Below are 16,473 nucleotides of genomic sequence, written 5' to 3'. Positions count from 1 at the left end.
CGCGCATACTGGCAAAGGAGCCCGGCAATTTTGCCCAGAAAGGCCTATTTTTCGATGTCCGAGATGATCCGCGTCACCCTTCCCGATGGCTCTGCCCGAGAAGTCGCGCGCGGGACTACCCCGGCTGAGATCGCGGCGGACATCGGACCGGGCCTCGCCAAGGCCGCGCTCGCCGCGAAGGTCGACGGCGAAGTGCGCGACATCCTGCGTCCGCTCGACACCGACACGAACCTTGCGCTGATCACCAGCCGCGACGAGGCCGACGCGCTCGAACTCGTCCGCCACGACTATGCGCATATCCTCGCCGAAGCGGTGCAGGCGCTGTGGCCGGGAACGCAGATCACCTTCGGCCCGGCGACCGAGGACGGCTTCTATTACGACGTGAAGGCGCCCGAGAGCCGCGATCCCTTCTCGATGGACGATCTGCCCGCGATCGAGGAGAAGATGCGCGAGATCATCCGCGCCGACAAGCCGCTCCGCCGCGAGGTGTGGAGCCGCGACGCGCTGATCGCCAAATGGGAAAAGGACGGTGAGGTCTTCAAGGCCGAATGGGCGAAGGAACTGCCCGAGAGCGAGGAACTCACCGTCTATTGGTCGGGCGACGACTGGCTCGACATGTGCCGCGGCCCGCACCTCGCGAGCACGGGAAAGGTCGATCCGCAGGCTTTCAAGCTGATGCGCGTCGCGGGTGCCTATTGGCGCGGCGACCAGAAGAATGCGCAGCTGACGCGCATCTACGGCACCGGCTGGCTGAACAAGAAGCAGCTCGACGCGCATCTCCACAAACTGGAGGAGGCCGCGAAGCGCGACCACCGCAAGCTCGGGCGCGAGATGGATCTGTTCCACCTCCAGGAAGAGGCGCACGGCAGCGTCTTCTGGCACCCGCACGGCTATATCGTCTGGCGCGAGCTCGAGGCCTATATGCGCCGTGCGATCGACGGCGCGGGCTACAAGGAGGTCAAGACCCCGCAGGTGATGGACGCGCGCCAGTGGGAACAGTCGGGCCATTGGGGCAAATATCGCGAGAATATGTTCGTCATCCCCGACGAGGTGCCGAACATCGAGGACGAAGGCCCACTCGTCTCCGACGCCGCCGAGTGGATGGCCTTGAAGCCGATGAATTGCCCCGCGCACGTCCTGATCTTCCGCCAGGGGATCAAGTCGTACCGCGACCTGCCGCTGCGCATCTACGAAAATGGATGCTGCCATCGCAATGAACCCCACGGCGCCCTCCACGGCCTGATGCGCGTGCGCCAGTTCACGCAGGACGACGCGCATATCTTCTGCCGCGAGGACCAGATCATCGACGAGGTGCAGGACTTCTGCGCGCTCGCCGACCGCATCTACAAGGATTTCGGCTTTTCCTACGCGATCAAGCTGGCGCTGCGTCCCGACAAGCGCTTCGGCAGCGAGGAGATGTGGGACCTGTCGGAGGCCGAACTGCGCGACGCGGTCGTCCGCGCGGGGCTCGCCACCGACGATTATGGCTGGGAGGAGCTGCCGGGCGAAGGCGCCTTCTACGCGCCCAAGCTCGAATGGCACCTGACCGATGCGATCGGGCGGACGTGGCAGGTCGGCACGATCCAGTCCGACCGCGTACTGCCCGAGCGTCTCGACGCGAGCTACATCGCCGAGGACGGCGAGCGCCACCGCCCGATCATGCTCCACCGCGCGATCTTCGGCAGCTACGAACGCTTCATCGGCATTTTGATCGAGCATTTCGCCGGCCGCTTCCCGACCTGGCTCGCGCCGGTGCAGGCGGTGGTCGCGACGATCGTGTCCGACGCCGACGATTATGCGAAGGATGCGGTGGCGCAGCTTCAGGCGGCGGGCATCCGCGTCGAGAGCGATCTTCGCAACGAGAAGATCAACTACAAGGTGCGCGAACACAGTCTCGCGAAGGTTCCCTATCTCCTCGTCGTCGGCAAGCGCGAGGCGGAGGAGGGCACGGTCGCGGTTCGCACCCTCGGCCAGGACGGCCAGCGCATCATGCCGCTCGCCGAGGCGATCGCGATGCTGAAGGGCGAAGCGACACCGCCGGACCTGCGCGCGGCTTGACGGCCCTGCACCCGATCCTCGGCTTCGCGCCGCTGACGCTGGCGGGCGCGGCGGCGATGACCTTTGGCGCCGCCTATGTGCGCGGACTGACCGGCTTCGGCATGGCGATCATCCTCGTGCCGCTGCTCGGGCTGATCATCCCGCCCGCGCAGGCGGTGGTGCTCGGCATATTGCTACAGCTGCTCATCGGGCCGGTCGGGCTCGGGCTGATCCACGCCGATGCCGACCGCGCGACGGCGCTGCCGATCGGGCTGATCGCGATGGCGACGACGCCCATCGGGATGGCGGTGCTGGGCGTCACGCGGCCCGACGTCGCGCGGCTGCTGATCACAGGGGTCGCGGTCGGCGCTTTCGTCGCGGTGCTGCTGCCCAAGCAGCCCGAGGGGCATCGGCCGGGCCGCGGCGCGGTGATCGGCACCGGGGTCGCGTCGGGCATCTTGACCGGCTTCGCGGCGATGCCGGGGCCGCCGGTCGTGCCCTTCTATCTTCGCCGCCACCTCGAGCCCCGGGTCGCGCGCGCCTCGATGCTGCTGATCTTCTTCCTGACCGCGATCGCCGGGACGGCGGCGGCGCTGTGGGTCGGCATCGCGACGAAGCGGCTGTTCCTGCTTGCGCTGCTGCTCTTCGTCCCGATGTGGCTCGGCAACCGCTTCGGCGGTCGCCATTTCGGCCGGGTGCCCCCGCATGTGTGGCAGGCGATGGTCGCGGTCGTGTTGGGCATCGCCGCGATTTCGGCGGTCGTCCGCCTCTTGAACTAAAGGCTTCGCAGCGCGCGCGCCGGGCGGGCCGACAGCAACGGCCAGCTTCCGGCGATGCCGATCAGGAAGGACAGGCCGGCGCCGCCGAGCAAGGTCAGGCCGACGATCAGCGGATCGGGGGCGAAGCGGAAGTCGAAGAGCTGGGTGACGACATACCAGGCCGAGGCGAGCCCGAGGCCGAGCGCCAGCACCGCGAGCACCACCGCAAGCACGCCATATTCGACCCCCTGCGCCCCCAATATCTGGCCTCTCGTGGCGCCAAGCAGTTTCAGGATGAGGCTGTCGTAGACGCGCCGCTCGCGGCTCGCGGCGATCGCGCCGATCAGCACCGCGATGCCGGCGAGGATCGCGATGCTCGCCGCCGCGGCGATCGCCTGGCTCATCTGGGTGAGGAGGCCCGTCACCTGCGTCACCACGTCGCGCACCGCGATCAGCGAGGCCGAGGGGAAGGCGCGCGGAATGCTGCGCGCGAGGCCGGCCTCGGCGGCCGGCGGCACCGCGACGGTCGCGACCATATTGTGCGGCGCGGCGTCGAAGCTGCCCGGCGAGAAAACGAGGACATAGTTGAGGCCGAAATTGTCCCACTCGACAGTACGGAAGGAGGCGACCTTGGCCTGCACCTCGACCCCGAGGACGTTGACGGTCAGCGTGTCGCCGAGCTTCAGGCCCAGCGATTTCGCGACCTCCTGCTCGACGCTGACCAGCGGCGGACCCCTGTAGTCCGCCGGCCACCAGGCACCGCCGACGAGCGCGCTCCCCTGCGGCAGGGCGGCGCTGTAGGTCAGCCCGCGATCGCCGCGCAGCACCCACGCGCCCTCGGGGAGTTCGGCGAGTTCGTCGACGCGTTGGCCCGCGAACTCGGTGATGCTGCCGCGTAGCGCGGGGATCAGATTGACCTCGGCCTTCGGGTCGGCGGCCGTCACCAACGCGCGGAAGCGCGCCGCGCCGTCGCGGGGCACATCGAGGACGAAGAAGCTCGGCGCGCGCTGGGGGACGGTGCGCGCGATCTCGGCGGTGATGCTCGTCTGGATCGCGGCGAGGGTGACGAAGAGGGTGAGGCCGAGCCCGAGCGCGACGACGAGCGCACCGGTCGCGGCGCCCGGCCGGTGGAGATTGGCGAGCGCGAGGCGGAGCAGCGGCCGGCGCGGTCGCGGAAGCCGGCTCGCGACGCGCCGCACCAGCCAGCCGAGCCCGACCAGAAGCACGAGCAGTCCCGCCGCGGCGCCGACGAAGCCGAGCGCGAACAGCGGCTCGCGGGCGGTTCCGACGGCGAGCGCGACGATGGCGGCGAGCGCCGCGCCGACCGCGAGGACGGTTCGTCGCTCGGGCCGCGCAAGCCCGTCGACGGTGGCGCGGAACAGGCCCGCCGCGGGCACCTGCCGCGTCGCCGCGAGCGGGGGCAGGGCGAAGGCGACGGCGATCAGCAGGCCATAGGCGGCGCTCACGCCAAGCGGCAGCGGATAGATGGCGAGGCCGGGCTTCACCGGCAGCACGTCGCCGGCGATCGCGGTGATGATCGTCGGCGCGAACGCCCCGACCGCCAGGCCGAGGGCGATGGCGGCTGCCGCGACTGCGAGGATCTGCAGGGCATAGATGCGCATCACCGCGCCGCTGTCCGCGCCGAGGATCTTCAGCGTCGCGAGGCCGGGGCGCTTGCCCGCGAGATAGCTCGCGACGCCGTTGCCGACCCCGATTCCGGCGATGACGAGTGCGGCGAGACCGACGAGCGAGAGGAACTGGCCCATGCGCTCGATGAAGCGTCGCGTTCCGGGGGCGCCGTTGCTGCGGTCGGTGACATCCCAGCCGGCATCGGGGAAGGCGGCGGTCAGCCGCTTGCCCACCGCCTCGGGGTCGGCGCTGCCCGGCAGGCGGAGGCGATATTTGCTCTCGTAGAGGCTGCCGGGCTGGATCAGTCGCGTCGCGGGCAGGTCGGAAAGCCCGATGATCGCGACCGGCCCGAGTGTGAATCCCTCGCCGAGCCGGTCGGGCTCGTCGGCGATGATACCGCCCACAACGAACGCTTTTTCGCCGAACTTCACACTGTTTCCGACTTCGAGACCCAGCCGCGAGGCGAGATCCTTGCCGATCCAGATGCTCCCCGCTGGCGGTGGGCCCCGCCGCGCTCCGCTTTCGAGCCGCATCGTGCCGTAGAGCGGATAGGCGGCGTCGATCGCCTTGAGTTCGGAGAGCAGGGCCTCGCCGTCGGGGGCGTTCGCCATCGCGCGCAGCCGCACCGTCGCCGAGACGCGCCCCTCGCGGCGGAAGGCGGCCATTTCCTCAGGGGTAGCTTCGCGCTGCGGCAGGCCGAATTCGACGTCGCCGCCAAGGATGGTCTGGCCGCGCGTTTCGAGCTCGGACGTGATCCCGCGCGTCAGGCTGCCGATCGCGGCGAGCGTCGCGACGCCGAGGAACAGGCAGACCGCGAGCAGGCGAAGCCCGCGAATGCGCGTCGCGAGGTCGCGCCGCGCGATCCGCCAGAGGGTAGCGAGAGGGATCATCAAATCCTCCCCGGAACGGGGAGGGGGACCATGCGAAGCATGGTGGAGGGGCACGGGAGGTCCGGTGCAGCGTTCGCTCGCCTGTGCCCCTCCACCACCCTGCGGCCTCGCGGGAAGCAACGCGCCCCGCGCGTTCCTTTGCCCCGCTCGCTCCCCCTCCCCCTTTGGGGGAGGATTGCCGGGCCCCTCACGCCCGTTCCTCGATCCGCCCGTCGTGCATCGTGACGACACGGTCGCAATGTTCGGCGAGTTCGGGGTCGTGGGTGATGATGAGCAGGGTCGCGCCGAGCGCGGCGCGGCGGGCGAAGATCAGCTCGATGATCGCATGGCCGGTCGCGGTGTCGAGATTGCCGGTCGGTTCGTCGGCGAAGATGATCGCGGGCTCGCTCGCCATCGCGCGCGCGATTGCGACGCGCTGCTGCTCGCCGCCCGAAAGCTGGGCGGGATAGTGGGTCAGCCGGTGGCCGAGGCCGACCGCTTCGAGTTCGGCCCGCGCCCGCCCGAAGGGGTCGGCGATCCCGGCGAGTTCGAGCGGCACCGCGACATTTTCCAAAGCGGTCATCGTCGGCAGCAGGTGAAAGGCCTGGAGCACGATGCCGATCCGCCCGCGCCGCGCGCGGGCGAGGCCGTCCTCGTCCATCGCGGCGAAGTCGAGCCCCGCGACGCGGATGCTGCCGCCGCCCGCGCGTTCGAGCCCCGCGAGCACCGCCATCAGCGAACTTTTGCCCGACCCCGACGGGCCGAGCAGCGCGACCGAAGTGCCGGCTTCGACCTCGAAATCGACCCCGCGCAATATTTCGACGGGGGCCTTGTCGCTCCCCAGCGTCAGCGTCACATTGTGGGCGGCGATCGCCAGCTCTGGCGCCAGAGAGATCTGGTGTCGGGGCGCGTCGGGCAAGGAAGGACCCTTTGGAAATGAAAACGGCCGGATGGCGTTCTGTCTGGATATATGGTTGTGCGATCGCGCTTTGCCAACCGCTCGCGGGATGCGGCAGCGCCGAGGCGCCGTCGGCGCCGAGAGAAGAGGTGAAGGCCGACGCGCCCGCGCTTTCCGCCGACGCGCCGCTGATCATCGCGTTCGGCGACAGCCTCTATGCCGGCTACCAGCTCGGGCCGAAGGAAGGGCTGGCGCCGCAGCTTCAGGCCCAGCTTCTCGCCGATGGGATCAGCGCGCGCGTGCAGAACGCCGGCGTTTCGGGCGACACCACCGCGGCGGGGCGCCAGCGCCTGTCCTTCGTGCTCGACCATGCGAAGACGAAGCCCGCGCTCGTGCTGCTCGGGCTCGGCGGCAACGACATGCTGCGCGGCATCGGCCCCGATCAGACGCGCGCCAATCTCGACGCGATGCTCGCCGAGCTTCGGAAGCGGGATATTCCGGTGCTGCTCACCGGCATGGTCGCGGCGCCCAACCTCGGCGCCGACTATGCCAAGGCGTTCGATCCGATATACTCTGAGCTGGCCGCCAAATATGACGCGAGCCTCTACCCCTTCATCCTCGACAATGTCGTCGGCAAGCCCGAGCTGATGCTCGGCGATCATATCCATCCCAATGCCAAGGGGGTGAAGATGATCGTTGGCGGACTGGCGCCGCTGGTGGAAGGGGCGCTGCCGGATAGCGAGTAATCCGTCGTCATTGCGAGCAAATTGCGGGAAATCCGAATCACCGCATCCCCGAGCGAAGACGAGGGGCCCGTTCGAGCGAAGCGAGAACCTGCGGGCGTCGCCGCCTCGACTTCGCTCGGCAAAGCCCCTCGTCTTCGCTCGGGGATGCGGTTCATGTGCATGGCTGATGCTCTAAGCGAGCAATTTCTCCGCCCGCACGCGCCAGTTCGTCGCCAGTGCGTCCATGTCCGCCAGCGCCCGCAGCGCCGCCGGCTCGCGCTTTCCCGCGCCGCCGATCAACAGGGTGAAGACGCGCGCCACCGTCCAGTCGGGAAGCGGACGCTCGATCAGTTCGAGCGCCTCGCCCGCCGCGACCGTGCCTTCCTCGATCACGCGATAATACCAGCCGCTGCGCCCGCTGCTCACCACCGTCGCGGGAACGCTCGCGATGCCGAAGCGGTGGCCGAGTTTCCAGCAGGGCTGGCGTCCCTGGCTGATCTCGACCAGCGCGCTGCCGAGCCGGAACCGGTCGCCGACGCAGACGATGCTTTCGACGAGTCCGGTGGTCGAGACATTCTCGCCGAACGCGCCCGGCGCGGCGAGCAGCGCGTGGTCGGCGAGCCGCTCGCGCCAGAAGGGATAATGATCGCGCGGATAGTGATGGATCGCCTTGTCGGGGCCGCCGTGGACCGACAGATCGGCCTGCTCGTCGCCATCGATCCCGAGAAAGCCGACGCGCCGCGGACTCGCGACGGGGGATTTGGCGATCGCGCTCGCCTCGCCCTTGTCGCCGAACCGGCGTGCCTTGCCGGTCAGCAGGGCGTCGACGACCCAGCTCATGCGGCCTCCTGTTCGACGCAGATGGCGGCGGCGTCCTCGCGATCGAGCGGCACGCCGAGCAGGCCGCAGAAATGGGGGCTTCCCCGCTCGGCGTCGCGAAGGAAATGCCGGCATTCGGCGCAGAGGCCAAAGGGGCGATGGCCGCGCGCGGCAAGAAATCCGGCGAGCATGTGGGCGAGGAGGGGTGCGAAGGTCGCGCGCTCGGCGGCGGTCAGTCCCGCGAGCATCGCATCGGCGACATTCTCGGGCGTGCGTTCGAGCAGCGCGCGGCCCGCTTCGGTCAGGGTCAGGCGCACGAGGCGCCGGTCGTCCGCGTCGCCGGTCCGTTCGACCAGCCCCTTGCGCTCCAGCGTCGCGACGGTTTGCGATACCGTGCCCTTGGTTTGCCCCAGCCAGGCGGCGAGCGCGCCGGGCGTGCGCGAAAAACGGTTCGCGATTCCCAGATAGCGCAGCGCCTGCCACTGCACCGGCTTGAGTCCCGCCGAATGCCCGTCCCCCGCGATCAGGCGTGCGGCGCGCGTCAGCATGTCGGAGAGCCGGTCGGTCATGGCATGATGGTATCGACTAAAAACCATTTGCGCAATCCAGGCGTGCGTGTCAGTTAATTGGTATCGAGTCGATACTTTGATGCTCGATGACAGGAGACGATCATGACCGAGAAAGCGATTTTCTATCACGCCGGCTGCAGCGTTTGCGTCGATGCCGAGCAGGCGGTGGCCGACGCCATCGACCCCGCGCGCTACAATGTGGAAAGCGTCCATCTGGGCGAAGCCCCCGGCCGCGTTGCCGAGGCGGAGGCCGCGGGGGTCAAATCGGTGCCCGCGCTCGTCCTCGGCGGGCTTCCCTATCACATCAACTTCGGCGCTCCGCTCGACGCGCTCAAATAGAATGGCGTGCCGCGCGGGGCCGGTGTCAGGCCCCGCGCGGCCCGAACAGGATGATCGCGGCGCCCCCGAGGCAGACGAGCGCGCCGATCAGGTCCCAGCGGTCGGGCCTCGCGCCCTCGACCGCCCACAGCCACAGCAGCGCCGCGACGATATAGACCCCGCCATAAGCGGCATAGGCGCGCCCGGCATGATCGGCGTCGACCAGCGTCAGCAGCCAGGCGAAGAGCGCGAGCGAGGCCATGCCGGGCAGCAGCCACCAGGCGGATTTGTCCAGCCGCAGCCATGCCCAGAAGGCGAAGCATCCGGCGATCTCGGCCAGCGCGGCCCCGATATAGGCGAAAGCGGTCATGGCCTTACCGTGGCGCGGCGGTGCAGCAAAGGGAAGGGGATTGTTGGATCGGCTTTGGGGTGGGAATCTGTCGTCTGAAGGTTGATTTGATGCTCCCTCCCGCTGGCGGGAGGGGAGAAGAATGACCGCAATCGGTCGGTAGCGGTCATCCGGTTTCGACTGTGCGGTTCCCGATCGCCCCAAATAAAAAGGCGCGGCCCCGCGGGGCCGCCCCTTCCTGTTTCGCGTCCGTCCGAACGGATCAGAAGGCAAAGCCGACGCCGACGGCGAAGCTGTCGAAGTCGCTGAAGTTGCCGATGAACTGGTGGCGATATTCGAGCTTGCCATAGAGGTTGGTGCCGAGCTTGTGCTCATAGCCAACGCCCGCATAGGGATCGTCGATGTCGCTGAAGGTGTAACCGCCAGCAGCGTAGAGCTTGCCCTTTTCGCCGACCTTGGTGCCGAAGCGGCCACCGGCCGAGAACTGGACGTCGGCGCCGTCGATCAGCACCTTGTCGCCGGCGACTTCGGCGCCGACGAAGGTCGTCGAACCGAGGTCGAAGTCATAGCCGGCCGCGACGCCTAGGGTGGCATCGTCAAGGCCGCTGCCGGTCACGTAACCACCGCGCACTTCGACCCGGCCTTCGCCGCCTTCGGCAGCCATGGCGGGGACAGCAACGACGGCCGAGAGGAGAGCGGCTGCAACTGCGAACTTCTTCATTTTCTATTCCTTTTCTCTGATCTGGACCACGCCCTTTGGGTCGCGGCCCGGCGCCCTAGATGGCGTTCGCACCTGTCGCGTCAATGAATGCGCCGTTCAGAATATGACAATTTTCTTACCTGTGTTGTTTTTGCAACACAGCATAGGTATGCGCGGTAGCGATCGGGTGCGCCCTTTCGCGAATGCGGGTAGCGGCAACTCCGGGCGGATGTTCGGAACGGGCGCGGGCGTCAGCCCAGCGCCGCCTGCTTTTCCTCGGCGATGCGGTCGAGTTCGGCGCGGGTCGGCTTGGTCGCGGCGCTCTTGAGCTGACCGCATGCGGCCATGATGTCGCGCCCGCGCGGGGTGCGGATCGGGGCCGAGATGCCGGCCTCGAAAATCAGGTTGCTGAACGCGCGCACCCGCTCGGACGACGAGCACTCATAGGGCGCGCCGGGCCAGGGGTTGAAGGGAATGAGGTTCACCTTCGCGGGCAGCTTGTAATGCTTGATCAGGCGGACGAGTTCGCGCGCATCGGCGTCGCTGTCGTTCTTGTCCTTCAGCATCACATATTCGAAGGTGATGCGCCGCGCGTTGTTGGCGCCGGGATAGGCGGCGCAGGCCGCGAGCAGCTCCTCGATGCCATATTTGCGGTTGAGCGGCACGATCTCGTCGCGGATGTCCTTGGTCACCGCATGGAGCGAGACCGCGAGGTTCACCCCGATCTCCTCGCCCGCGCGCGCCATCATCGGGACGACGCCGCTGGTCGACAGGGTGATGCGCCGCTTCGACAGCGCAAGGCCGTCGCCGTCCATGACGATCTTGAGCGCGCCCTTGACCTCGTCGAAATTATAGAGCGGCTCGCCCATCCCCATCATCACGATGTTGGTGAGCATGCGGCCGTCGGCGGTGTAGTGGCCGGCGTCGTCATCCTCGTCGTCGGCATCGGGCGCTGAGGCCATCGTTCCCTTCGGCCATTCGCCGAGCGCGTCGCGCGCGAGCAGCACCTGTCCGACGATCTCGCCCGCGGAGAGGTTGCGGACGAGGCGCATCGTGCCTGTATGGCAGAAGCGGCAGTTCAATGTGCAGCCGACCTGGCTCGACACGCACAAGGTTCCGCGGTCGGCGTCGGGGATGAACACCATCTCATATTCCTGGCCGTCGGCGGCCGCCAGCAGCCATTTGCGCGTGCCGTCGTTCGACACCTGCGCGGTGACGACGGTGGGGCGGCCGACGATGAAGCGCTCGGTCAGCCACGGGCGCATCGCCTTGGCGATGTCGGTCATCGCCTCGAACTCGGTGACACCGCGGTGATAAATCCAGTGCCAGACCTGCTTGCCGCGCAGCTTCGCCGCCTTGGCGTCGAGCCCGGCCTCTTCGAGTACGGCGCGAATCCCCTCGCGCGTCAGGCCGACGAGGTCGACGCGATTGCCGCCGCGCAGCGGAACGGTGCCGGTGATGACCGGGTCGATATGGCCGGGGATCTGCATGATGCGCGCGCATATAGGCGGGAAGGGGGAAAAGCGCAATCTCAAGCCCCTCCCCTTTAGGGGAGGGGTTGGGGTGGGGCCGTCGGTCTTGCGCAAGGTCGACGGCCTCACCCGCTGCGACTAACGAACAAGTTCGTAAGTCTCGCTGCCCTCCCCTGAAGGGGAGGGTGTAGATTAGAGGGCCTTCAGAAACGCTAGCCGCTCGGCCACCGCGCCATCGGCTTCGGCGTTGCGCAGCGGCAAGACATTCCGCACCAGGATTTCGGCCGGCGTCGGCTCCGCCGCGAACAAGGCCATCACCTCGTCGGCGAAGGCGTCGAGCGGCATATAGGCCTCGCGCGTCGATTGGCCCGGGGTCAGTTCGGTGCGTACCGCGGGCGGGGCGAGTTCGATCACCTCGACCTTGCCCTCCAATTGGACGCGCAGCGCCTGCGTGTAGCTGTGCAGTGCGGCCTTGGTCGCCGAATAGGTCGGCGCCTTGGGCAGCGGGACGAAGGCGAGGCCCGAGGTGACGTTGACGATCGCGCCGTCGGGCGCGGCCGCGAGATGGTCGATCAGCGCGTCGATCAGCCGGATCGGGCCGAGGAGGTTGGTGACCACCGTCGTCTCGGCGTCGGCCAGGTCGCGTTCGGCATCGACCGCCTCGTACATCATCACGCCGGCGTTGTTGACGAGGATGTTGAGCGCCGGGAAGCGGGCGATCACCTCCTTCGCGAAGGCGGCGATGGCATCCGCGTCGGTGATGTCGAGCGTCATCGCGTGGAGGTTCGCGCGGCCCGCGACCGCGGCGTCGAGCTTCGCCGCGTTGCGGCCGGTGATGATGACGGTGTTGCCCGCGTCGTGCCAGCGCTGCGCGAGCGCGAGCCCGATGCCCGAGCCGCCGCCGGAGAGGAGGATGGTGTTGCCTGTGGTCTTCATGGGGAGATCCTCGCTTGGGGGTGGTGAGGAGGCCTATTTATGCCTATACTCTCCAAAGGAAAGTAGGCACCTGAAAGTGCTATAGTTACCTTAAAGAGAGAAATGGGTTTTCCGTCATGCCGCAGCCCGAAAAACGACCCTATGACCCCGAAGCGCCGGTCGATCCGCGCGTCGAAACGCTCGTCAACGAGCTGATCGGGCGAGTCGCCGACAAATGGACGCTGCTCGTGCTCGAGGAGCTGGAGGAGCATGGCACCTGCCGTTTCACCCGCCTCGCGCAGCTCGTTCCGGGAATCAGCCAGAAGATGCTGACCCAGACGCTCCGCGCCATGGAGCGCGACGGGCTCGTCCACCGCACCGTCCATCCGGTGATTCCGCCCAAGGTCGAATATCGGCTGACCGAGTTGGGCCAGAGCCTCGGCGAAGCCTTTTGCGGCGTCTGGCACTGGGCCGAGGCGCATCTGTGCGAAGTGGAAAAGGCACGCGCCGCGTTCGATACGCGCGATTGAAGGAACCCGGACGATGGACACGCCGCAAGATCCTCCATCGATGCCGCCTGCAAAGATCATTGTCTATGCGATCACGCTGCCGCTTTCGCTGCTGCTGCTGATCTTCTGGCCCGCGGGTTCGCTCGGCTGGCGGCCGGGCTGGCTGTTCGTCGCGGCGGTGGTGGTCGGCTTTGGCGCGTCGGGGCTGGTCCTGGCGCGGGTCAATCCGGTGATCTATCGCGCGCGCAGCCGGTTCCAGCCGGGGACGAAGGGGTGGGACAAGGCGCTGCTCGCGGTCATCCTGCCCGCGATGGTCGCGATCCTGCCGGTCGCGGCGCTCGACGCGGGGCGTTTTCGCTGGTCGCATGTGCCGCTCTGGCTCGTCGCCGGGGGCTATGCCGCGCTGCTCGCGGGGATCGCGGTCACCGCGTGGGCGCAGGCGGTCAACCCCTTCTTCGAGCCCGGGGTGCGCATTCAGTCCGAGCGGCACCAGCGGGTGATCGACAGCGGGCCGTATCGCGCGGTACGGCATCCCGGCTATTCGGCGGCGATCCTGCTCTTCGCCGGCATGGCGCTCGCGCTCGGCAGTCTGTGGGCGCTCGTCCCCGCGCTGGTGGCGAGCGGGGTGCTGATCCTGCGCACGTCATGGGAGGACCGGCTGCTGCAACGCGAGTTGCCGGGCTATCCCGCCTATGCCGCGCGTGTCCGCTGGCGGTTGTTGCCCGGCGTCTGGTGACGCCGGTTACTTCGCGCGGGTGGTGACGCGGATCGGCCGGGCTCGCGCCGCGTCGGCGATCACCTGCTGGGCCTCGGCCGAGGCGATCGCGCGGGTGTCGCGGCGGCATTCGCGGACGTCGTTCTTGCCCTCGAGGTCATAGTCGGGGGCGGTGCCGCACACGGCGACGACCGCGCGCCAGATACGGCGGTCGAGCGTCCGGGCGCCCTTTTCGGTCGCAAGGTCGAGGTCGGCGTGGGCGACCAGCGCGGTTCGCGGGGCGGGCGCGGGCTGGGCGAAGACGGGCTGGGCCAGCGGTGCAGCGGCCAGAGCGGCGAGGATCAGAAGCTTGGTCATCTCTTGTCTCCATCGGCCGGCAGTTGGGGAGGGGAGGAAGCCGGTGGACCCAAGATAGAGGGCGGGTCGCGGCCCGAGGAGCAACGATGTTGCGCGGCCGTTCTGCAAAATTGCAGAATGCGGTCGGCGCTATTATTGCGCAAAAGACGCCATGTTCGATTGGGACGATCTCAAATCCTTTCTCGCGGTCGCGGAGACCGGGAGCACGCTGTCGGCGGCGCAGGCGCTGCGCGTCAGCCAGACGACGGTCGCGCGGCGCATCGCGGCGCTGGAGGCGGCGACCGGCCTCAACCTGTTCGAGCGGCGGCAGGCGGGCTATGCGCTGACCCCGGTGGGCGAGGCGATGCTGGCGAGCGCGGCGGCGGTCCGCGATGCCGCCGCGCGCTTCGGCGAAGCAGCGGGTGCCCGGTCGCGCGATGCGGGCGGCACCGTGAGCGTCACGACGATGGAGATTTTCGCGATCACCATCCTGCCGCCGATCCTGCGCGACCTGCGCGCGGCGCATCCCGAAATCCACATCCACCTCGATACCTCGGACGAGCCCCGCGATCTCGCCGCGGGCGCTGCGGACATCGCGATCCGCAGCAGTAAGCAGCCTGCGGGCGCGGGTCTCGTCGGGCGGCGCATCGCCGACAACCCGTGGACCGTCTATTGCAGCCGCGACTATGCCGATCTTCACGGTATCCCGCACAGCCGCGACGAGCTGGTCACCCATCCCTTCATCGGCGGCGGCGGTTCGGTGTGGGAGCCCTATCAGGCGTGGCTCAGGCAATATCGGCTCGAGGAGTCGGTGGTCATGCAATATGATTCGGCGTCGGGCCTGCTCGCCGGAGTGCGTTCGGGCATGGGGCTCACTATCCTGCCGGCTTTCCTAGCCGACCGCGAGCCCGACCTCATCCGCTGCATTCCGCCCAAGACCGAAGACACGACGGGGCTGTGGCTGCTGACCCACGAGCGGCTCCGCCACGTGCCGCGGGTGCGGACGGTGCTCGATTTCCTCGCGAGCGCGCTGACCAAGCTGGCGCGGAACTAGGCGATCACCCCAACCTTGCGCAGCCCAGCGCCGCCGCGTCGATCGCGGTCGCGGCGCCGCGCAGGCGATAGGTGTCGGCGATCGCGCCGCCGCGCACCGACACGCTCTCGACGCTCATGCTCGGCGCCGAGCGCATCGCCGCGATGATGCCCGCGTCCATCCGCGCGTCGCTCGCCCAGCCGTGGACGCCGTTGCCGGTCAGGATGAAGCGGCGGCTGCCGATCGTCAGGCGCAGTTCGGCGCCGTCGCGCCGCGGCTTCGACAGGCGAACATAGAATTGGCCGCGGATGCGCGATTTGGGCCAATAGCCGACGCTCGCATAGCCCTTGACCTCGGGCGTGCCGATCGTCGCTGCGGGCGCCGCGATCGCGTAGCAGCGCGGGGCGGCCGGATCGCGGAAGGCGCCCCAGCCGTCGAAGACGCCGAGCGCGGCGGGCGCCGCCGCCGCGGCGACGGGAAGGGCCAGCGTCAGAAGGAAGGGAAGGGCGCGCCGCATCGGCCCTCGTTTGCGCGATTGGGGATGCTTTGCAAGCATGGCTTGCACGGCGCGGTGCGTGCGTTAAGGAAGGTTGGCATTTTCAGGGGCAGGGAATCGCGGCGCCGAATCGCTCGCGAGCCGCCGCCCCTTCAGGGACTTCTCCCGAACAGGCAGGGATGACGAATTAGAATGAAAGCGACGATCGAACGCGCAGTGCTTCTGAAAAGCCTCGGCCACGTCCAGTCGGTGGTCGAACGGCGCAATACCATTCCCATCCTGTCGAACGTGCTGATCGAGGCCGATGCCTCGGGCCAATTGAAGCTGATGGCGACCGACCTCGACCTCCAGGTCGTCGAGACCGTCGCGGCGAAGGTCGAGACGCCGGGCACGACCACCGTGTCGGCGCACACCTTGTTCGAGATCGCGCGCAAGCTGCCCGAGGGCGCCGAGGTCAGCCTGTCGGCCGCCGAAGGCAAGATGCAGGTCAAGGCCGGCCGTTCGAACTTCAACCTGCCGACGCTGCCGCGCGACGATTTCCCGGTGATCGCCGAGGGCGACCTGCCGACCAGCTTCGAGCTGCCGGTCGCCGAACTCGTCCAGATCATCGACAAGACGCGCTTCGCGATCTCGACCGAGGAAACGCGTTACTATCTGAACGGTATCTTCCTCCACGTCGCCGAGGATGCGACCGGACCAGTGCTGAAGGCCGCGGCGACCGACGGTCATCGGCTGGCGCGCTACACGGTGACGCGCCCCGAAGGCGCGACCGGCATGCCCGACGTCATCGTGCCGCGCAAATGCGTCGGCGAGATCCGCAAGCTGCTCGACGAAGCCGAGGGCAATGTCGAGATCAGCCTGTCGGCGTCGAAGATCCGCTTCCAGCTCGGCAACGCCGTGCTGACCTCGAAGCTGATCGACGGCACCTTCCCCGACTACAGCCGCGTCATCCCAACCGCGAACGACAAGCTGCTGAAAGTCGATCCGAAGAGCCTGTTCCAGGGCGTCGACCGCGTCTCGACCATCGCGAGCGAAAAGACCCGCGCGGTCAAGGTTGGGCTCGACAAGGACCGTATCACGCTGAGCGTCACCAGCCCCGAGAACGGCACCGCGGCCGAGGAACTGGCGGCGGGCTATGACAGCGACGCGATGGAGATCGGTTTCAACGCGCGCTACCTGTCCGACATCCTGGGCCAGGTCGACGGCGACAGCGTCGAATTGCATCTGGCCGATGCCAACGCGCCGACGCTGATCCGCGAAAGCGAGAAGAGCCCGGCGCTGTACGTACTGATGCCGATGCGGGTTTGAGCACCTGCGTCATCCCAG

The 16,473-nt window shown here is 68.2% G+C and carries 18 protein-coding genes; 8 read left to right on the top strand and 10 right to left on the bottom strand.

The annotated features are described in order from the left end of the window. Positions 1-54 precede the first annotated feature (54 nt). Together thrS and ACOTSS_RS13535 are read left to right on the top strand one after the other, a co-directional pair. The gene (gene thrS / locus ACOTSS_RS13540) at positions 55-2,058 is read left to right on the top strand and encodes a threonine--tRNA ligase (protein ID WP_448688650.1); all 2,004 of its coding nucleotides are present in this window, start codon (positions 55-57) and stop codon (positions 2,056-2,058) included. Continuing rightward, a complete protein-coding gene (locus ACOTSS_RS13535; protein WP_448688649.1) occupies positions 2,055-2,816 on the top strand; it encodes a sulfite exporter TauE/SafE family protein in 762 nt (253 codons plus the stop codon). Before thrS ends, ACOTSS_RS13535 begins: the two co-directional genes overlap by 4 nt. Here ACOTSS_RS13535 and ACOTSS_RS13530 read toward each other — a convergent pair. Both ACOTSS_RS13530 and ACOTSS_RS13525 read right to left on the bottom strand, forming a co-directional pair. After that, positions 2,813-5,314, bottom strand: coding sequence for an ABC transporter permease (locus ACOTSS_RS13530; protein ID WP_448688648.1), 2,502 nt, complete (start codon positions 5,312-5,314; stop codon positions 2,813-2,815). The genes ACOTSS_RS13535 and ACOTSS_RS13530 overlap by 4 nt on opposite strands. A 187-nt stretch (positions 5,315-5,501) precedes the next feature. Next, on the bottom strand, positions 5,502-6,212 hold the full coding sequence (locus ACOTSS_RS13525; RefSeq protein ID WP_448688647.1) for an ABC transporter ATP-binding protein: 711 nt from the start codon (positions 6,210-6,212) through the stop codon (positions 5,502-5,504). A gap of 17 nt (positions 6,213-6,229) precedes the next feature. On the opposite strand from ACOTSS_RS13525, the gene ACOTSS_RS13520 reads away from it, so the two are divergent. After that, positions 6,230-6,937 (top strand): arylesterase, encoded by a 708-nt coding sequence (locus ACOTSS_RS13520; protein ID WP_448688646.1) that lies wholly within the window; start codon positions 6,230-6,232, stop codon positions 6,935-6,937. A gap of 171 nt (positions 6,938-7,108) precedes the next feature. Here the strand turns inward: ACOTSS_RS13520 and ACOTSS_RS13515 are convergent, their stop codons facing one another. Both ACOTSS_RS13515 and ACOTSS_RS13510 read right to left on the bottom strand, forming a co-directional pair. Further along, positions 7,109-7,756, bottom strand: coding sequence for an MOSC domain-containing protein (locus ACOTSS_RS13515; RefSeq protein WP_448688645.1), 648 nt, complete (start codon positions 7,754-7,756; stop codon positions 7,109-7,111). After that, positions 7,753-8,304: a MarR family winged helix-turn-helix transcriptional regulator gene (locus ACOTSS_RS13510; RefSeq protein WP_448688644.1), complete on the bottom strand. Its 552-nt coding sequence runs from the start codon at positions 8,302-8,304 to the stop codon at positions 7,753-7,755. The genes ACOTSS_RS13515 and ACOTSS_RS13510 overlap by 4 nt, the downstream gene beginning before the upstream one ends. A 102-nt stretch (positions 8,305-8,406) precedes the next feature. Between ACOTSS_RS13510 and ACOTSS_RS13505 the strand changes: the two genes are divergently transcribed. Beyond that, positions 8,407-8,643 carry a thioredoxin family protein gene (locus tag ACOTSS_RS13505; RefSeq protein WP_448688643.1) on the top strand — a complete coding sequence of 79 codons (237 nt, stop codon included), beginning with the start codon at positions 8,407-8,409 and terminating at the stop codon, positions 8,641-8,643. A gap of 25 nt (positions 8,644-8,668) precedes the next feature. On the opposite strand, the gene ACOTSS_RS13500 is transcribed toward ACOTSS_RS13505, so the two are convergent. The 4 genes from ACOTSS_RS13500 to ACOTSS_RS13485 all read right to left on the bottom strand — a co-directional run bounded on the left by ACOTSS_RS13500 (position 8,669) and on the right by ACOTSS_RS13485 (position 12,079). Next, the gene (locus ACOTSS_RS13500) at positions 8,669-8,992 is read right to left on the bottom strand and encodes a YnfA family protein (RefSeq protein ID WP_448688642.1); all 324 of its coding nucleotides are present in this window, start codon (positions 8,990-8,992) and stop codon (positions 8,669-8,671) included. Between the two features lie 241 nt (positions 8,993-9,233). After that, positions 9,234-9,692 (bottom strand): outer membrane protein, encoded by a 459-nt coding sequence (locus ACOTSS_RS13495; protein ID WP_095386390.1) that lies wholly within the window; start codon positions 9,690-9,692, stop codon positions 9,234-9,236. A 230-nt stretch (positions 9,693-9,922) separates the two neighbouring features. After that, positions 9,923-11,161, bottom strand: coding sequence for a 23S rRNA (adenine(2503)-C(2))-methyltransferase RlmN (gene rlmN, locus ACOTSS_RS13490; RefSeq protein ID WP_448688641.1), 1,239 nt, complete (start codon positions 11,159-11,161; stop codon positions 9,923-9,925). Positions 11,162-11,335: 174 nt separating this feature from the next. Next, positions 11,336-12,079, bottom strand: coding sequence for an SDR family oxidoreductase (locus ACOTSS_RS13485; protein ID WP_448688640.1), 744 nt, complete (start codon positions 12,077-12,079; stop codon positions 11,336-11,338). 116 nt (positions 12,080-12,195) lie between these two features. On the opposite strand from ACOTSS_RS13485, the gene ACOTSS_RS13480 reads away from it, so the two are divergent. Together ACOTSS_RS13480 and ACOTSS_RS13475 are read left to right on the top strand one after the other, a co-directional pair. After that, positions 12,196-12,588, top strand: a complete 393-nt coding sequence (locus tag ACOTSS_RS13480; protein WP_448688639.1) for a winged helix-turn-helix transcriptional regulator — start codon at positions 12,196-12,198, stop codon at positions 12,586-12,588. A gap of 13 nt (positions 12,589-12,601) precedes the next feature. Then, positions 12,602-13,303 carry a methyltransferase family protein gene (locus tag ACOTSS_RS13475; RefSeq protein ID WP_448688638.1) on the top strand — a complete coding sequence of 234 codons (702 nt, stop codon included), beginning with the start codon at positions 12,602-12,604 and terminating at the stop codon, positions 13,301-13,303. A 6-nt stretch (positions 13,304-13,309) separates the two neighbouring features. On the opposite strand, the gene ACOTSS_RS13470 is transcribed toward ACOTSS_RS13475, so the two are convergent. Beyond that, the gene (locus tag ACOTSS_RS13470) at positions 13,310-13,639 is read right to left on the bottom strand and encodes a UrcA family protein (RefSeq protein ID WP_448688637.1); all 330 of its coding nucleotides are present in this window, start codon (positions 13,637-13,639) and stop codon (positions 13,310-13,312) included. A 151-nt stretch (positions 13,640-13,790) separates the two neighbouring features. Here ACOTSS_RS13470 and ACOTSS_RS13465 point away from each other — a divergent pair, with 151 nt between their 5' ends. Next, the gene (locus ACOTSS_RS13465) at positions 13,791-14,672 is read left to right on the top strand and encodes a LysR family transcriptional regulator (RefSeq protein ID WP_448688636.1); all 882 of its coding nucleotides are present in this window, start codon (positions 13,791-13,793) and stop codon (positions 14,670-14,672) included. 4 nt (positions 14,673-14,676) lie between these two features. On the opposite strand, the gene ACOTSS_RS13460 is transcribed toward ACOTSS_RS13465, so the two are convergent. Further along, the gene (locus ACOTSS_RS13460; RefSeq protein ID WP_448688635.1) at positions 14,677-15,168 is read right to left on the bottom strand and encodes a hypothetical protein; all 492 of its coding nucleotides are present in this window, start codon (positions 15,166-15,168) and stop codon (positions 14,677-14,679) included. A 171-nt stretch (positions 15,169-15,339) separates the two neighbouring features. Between ACOTSS_RS13460 and dnaN the strand changes: the two genes are divergently transcribed. Beyond that, complete coding sequence (gene dnaN, locus ACOTSS_RS13455; protein WP_448688634.1) at positions 15,340-16,455, top strand: DNA polymerase III subunit beta; 1,116 nt, start codon at positions 15,340-15,342, stop codon at positions 16,453-16,455. The last annotated feature ends 18 nt before the right edge of the window (positions 16,456-16,473 follow it).

This window comes from Sphingopyxis sp. NJF-3 (assembly GCF_053514865.1).
The sequence above is the reverse complement of the archived record's forward strand: the minus strand, read 5'-3'. Positions and strand labels throughout refer to the sequence as shown.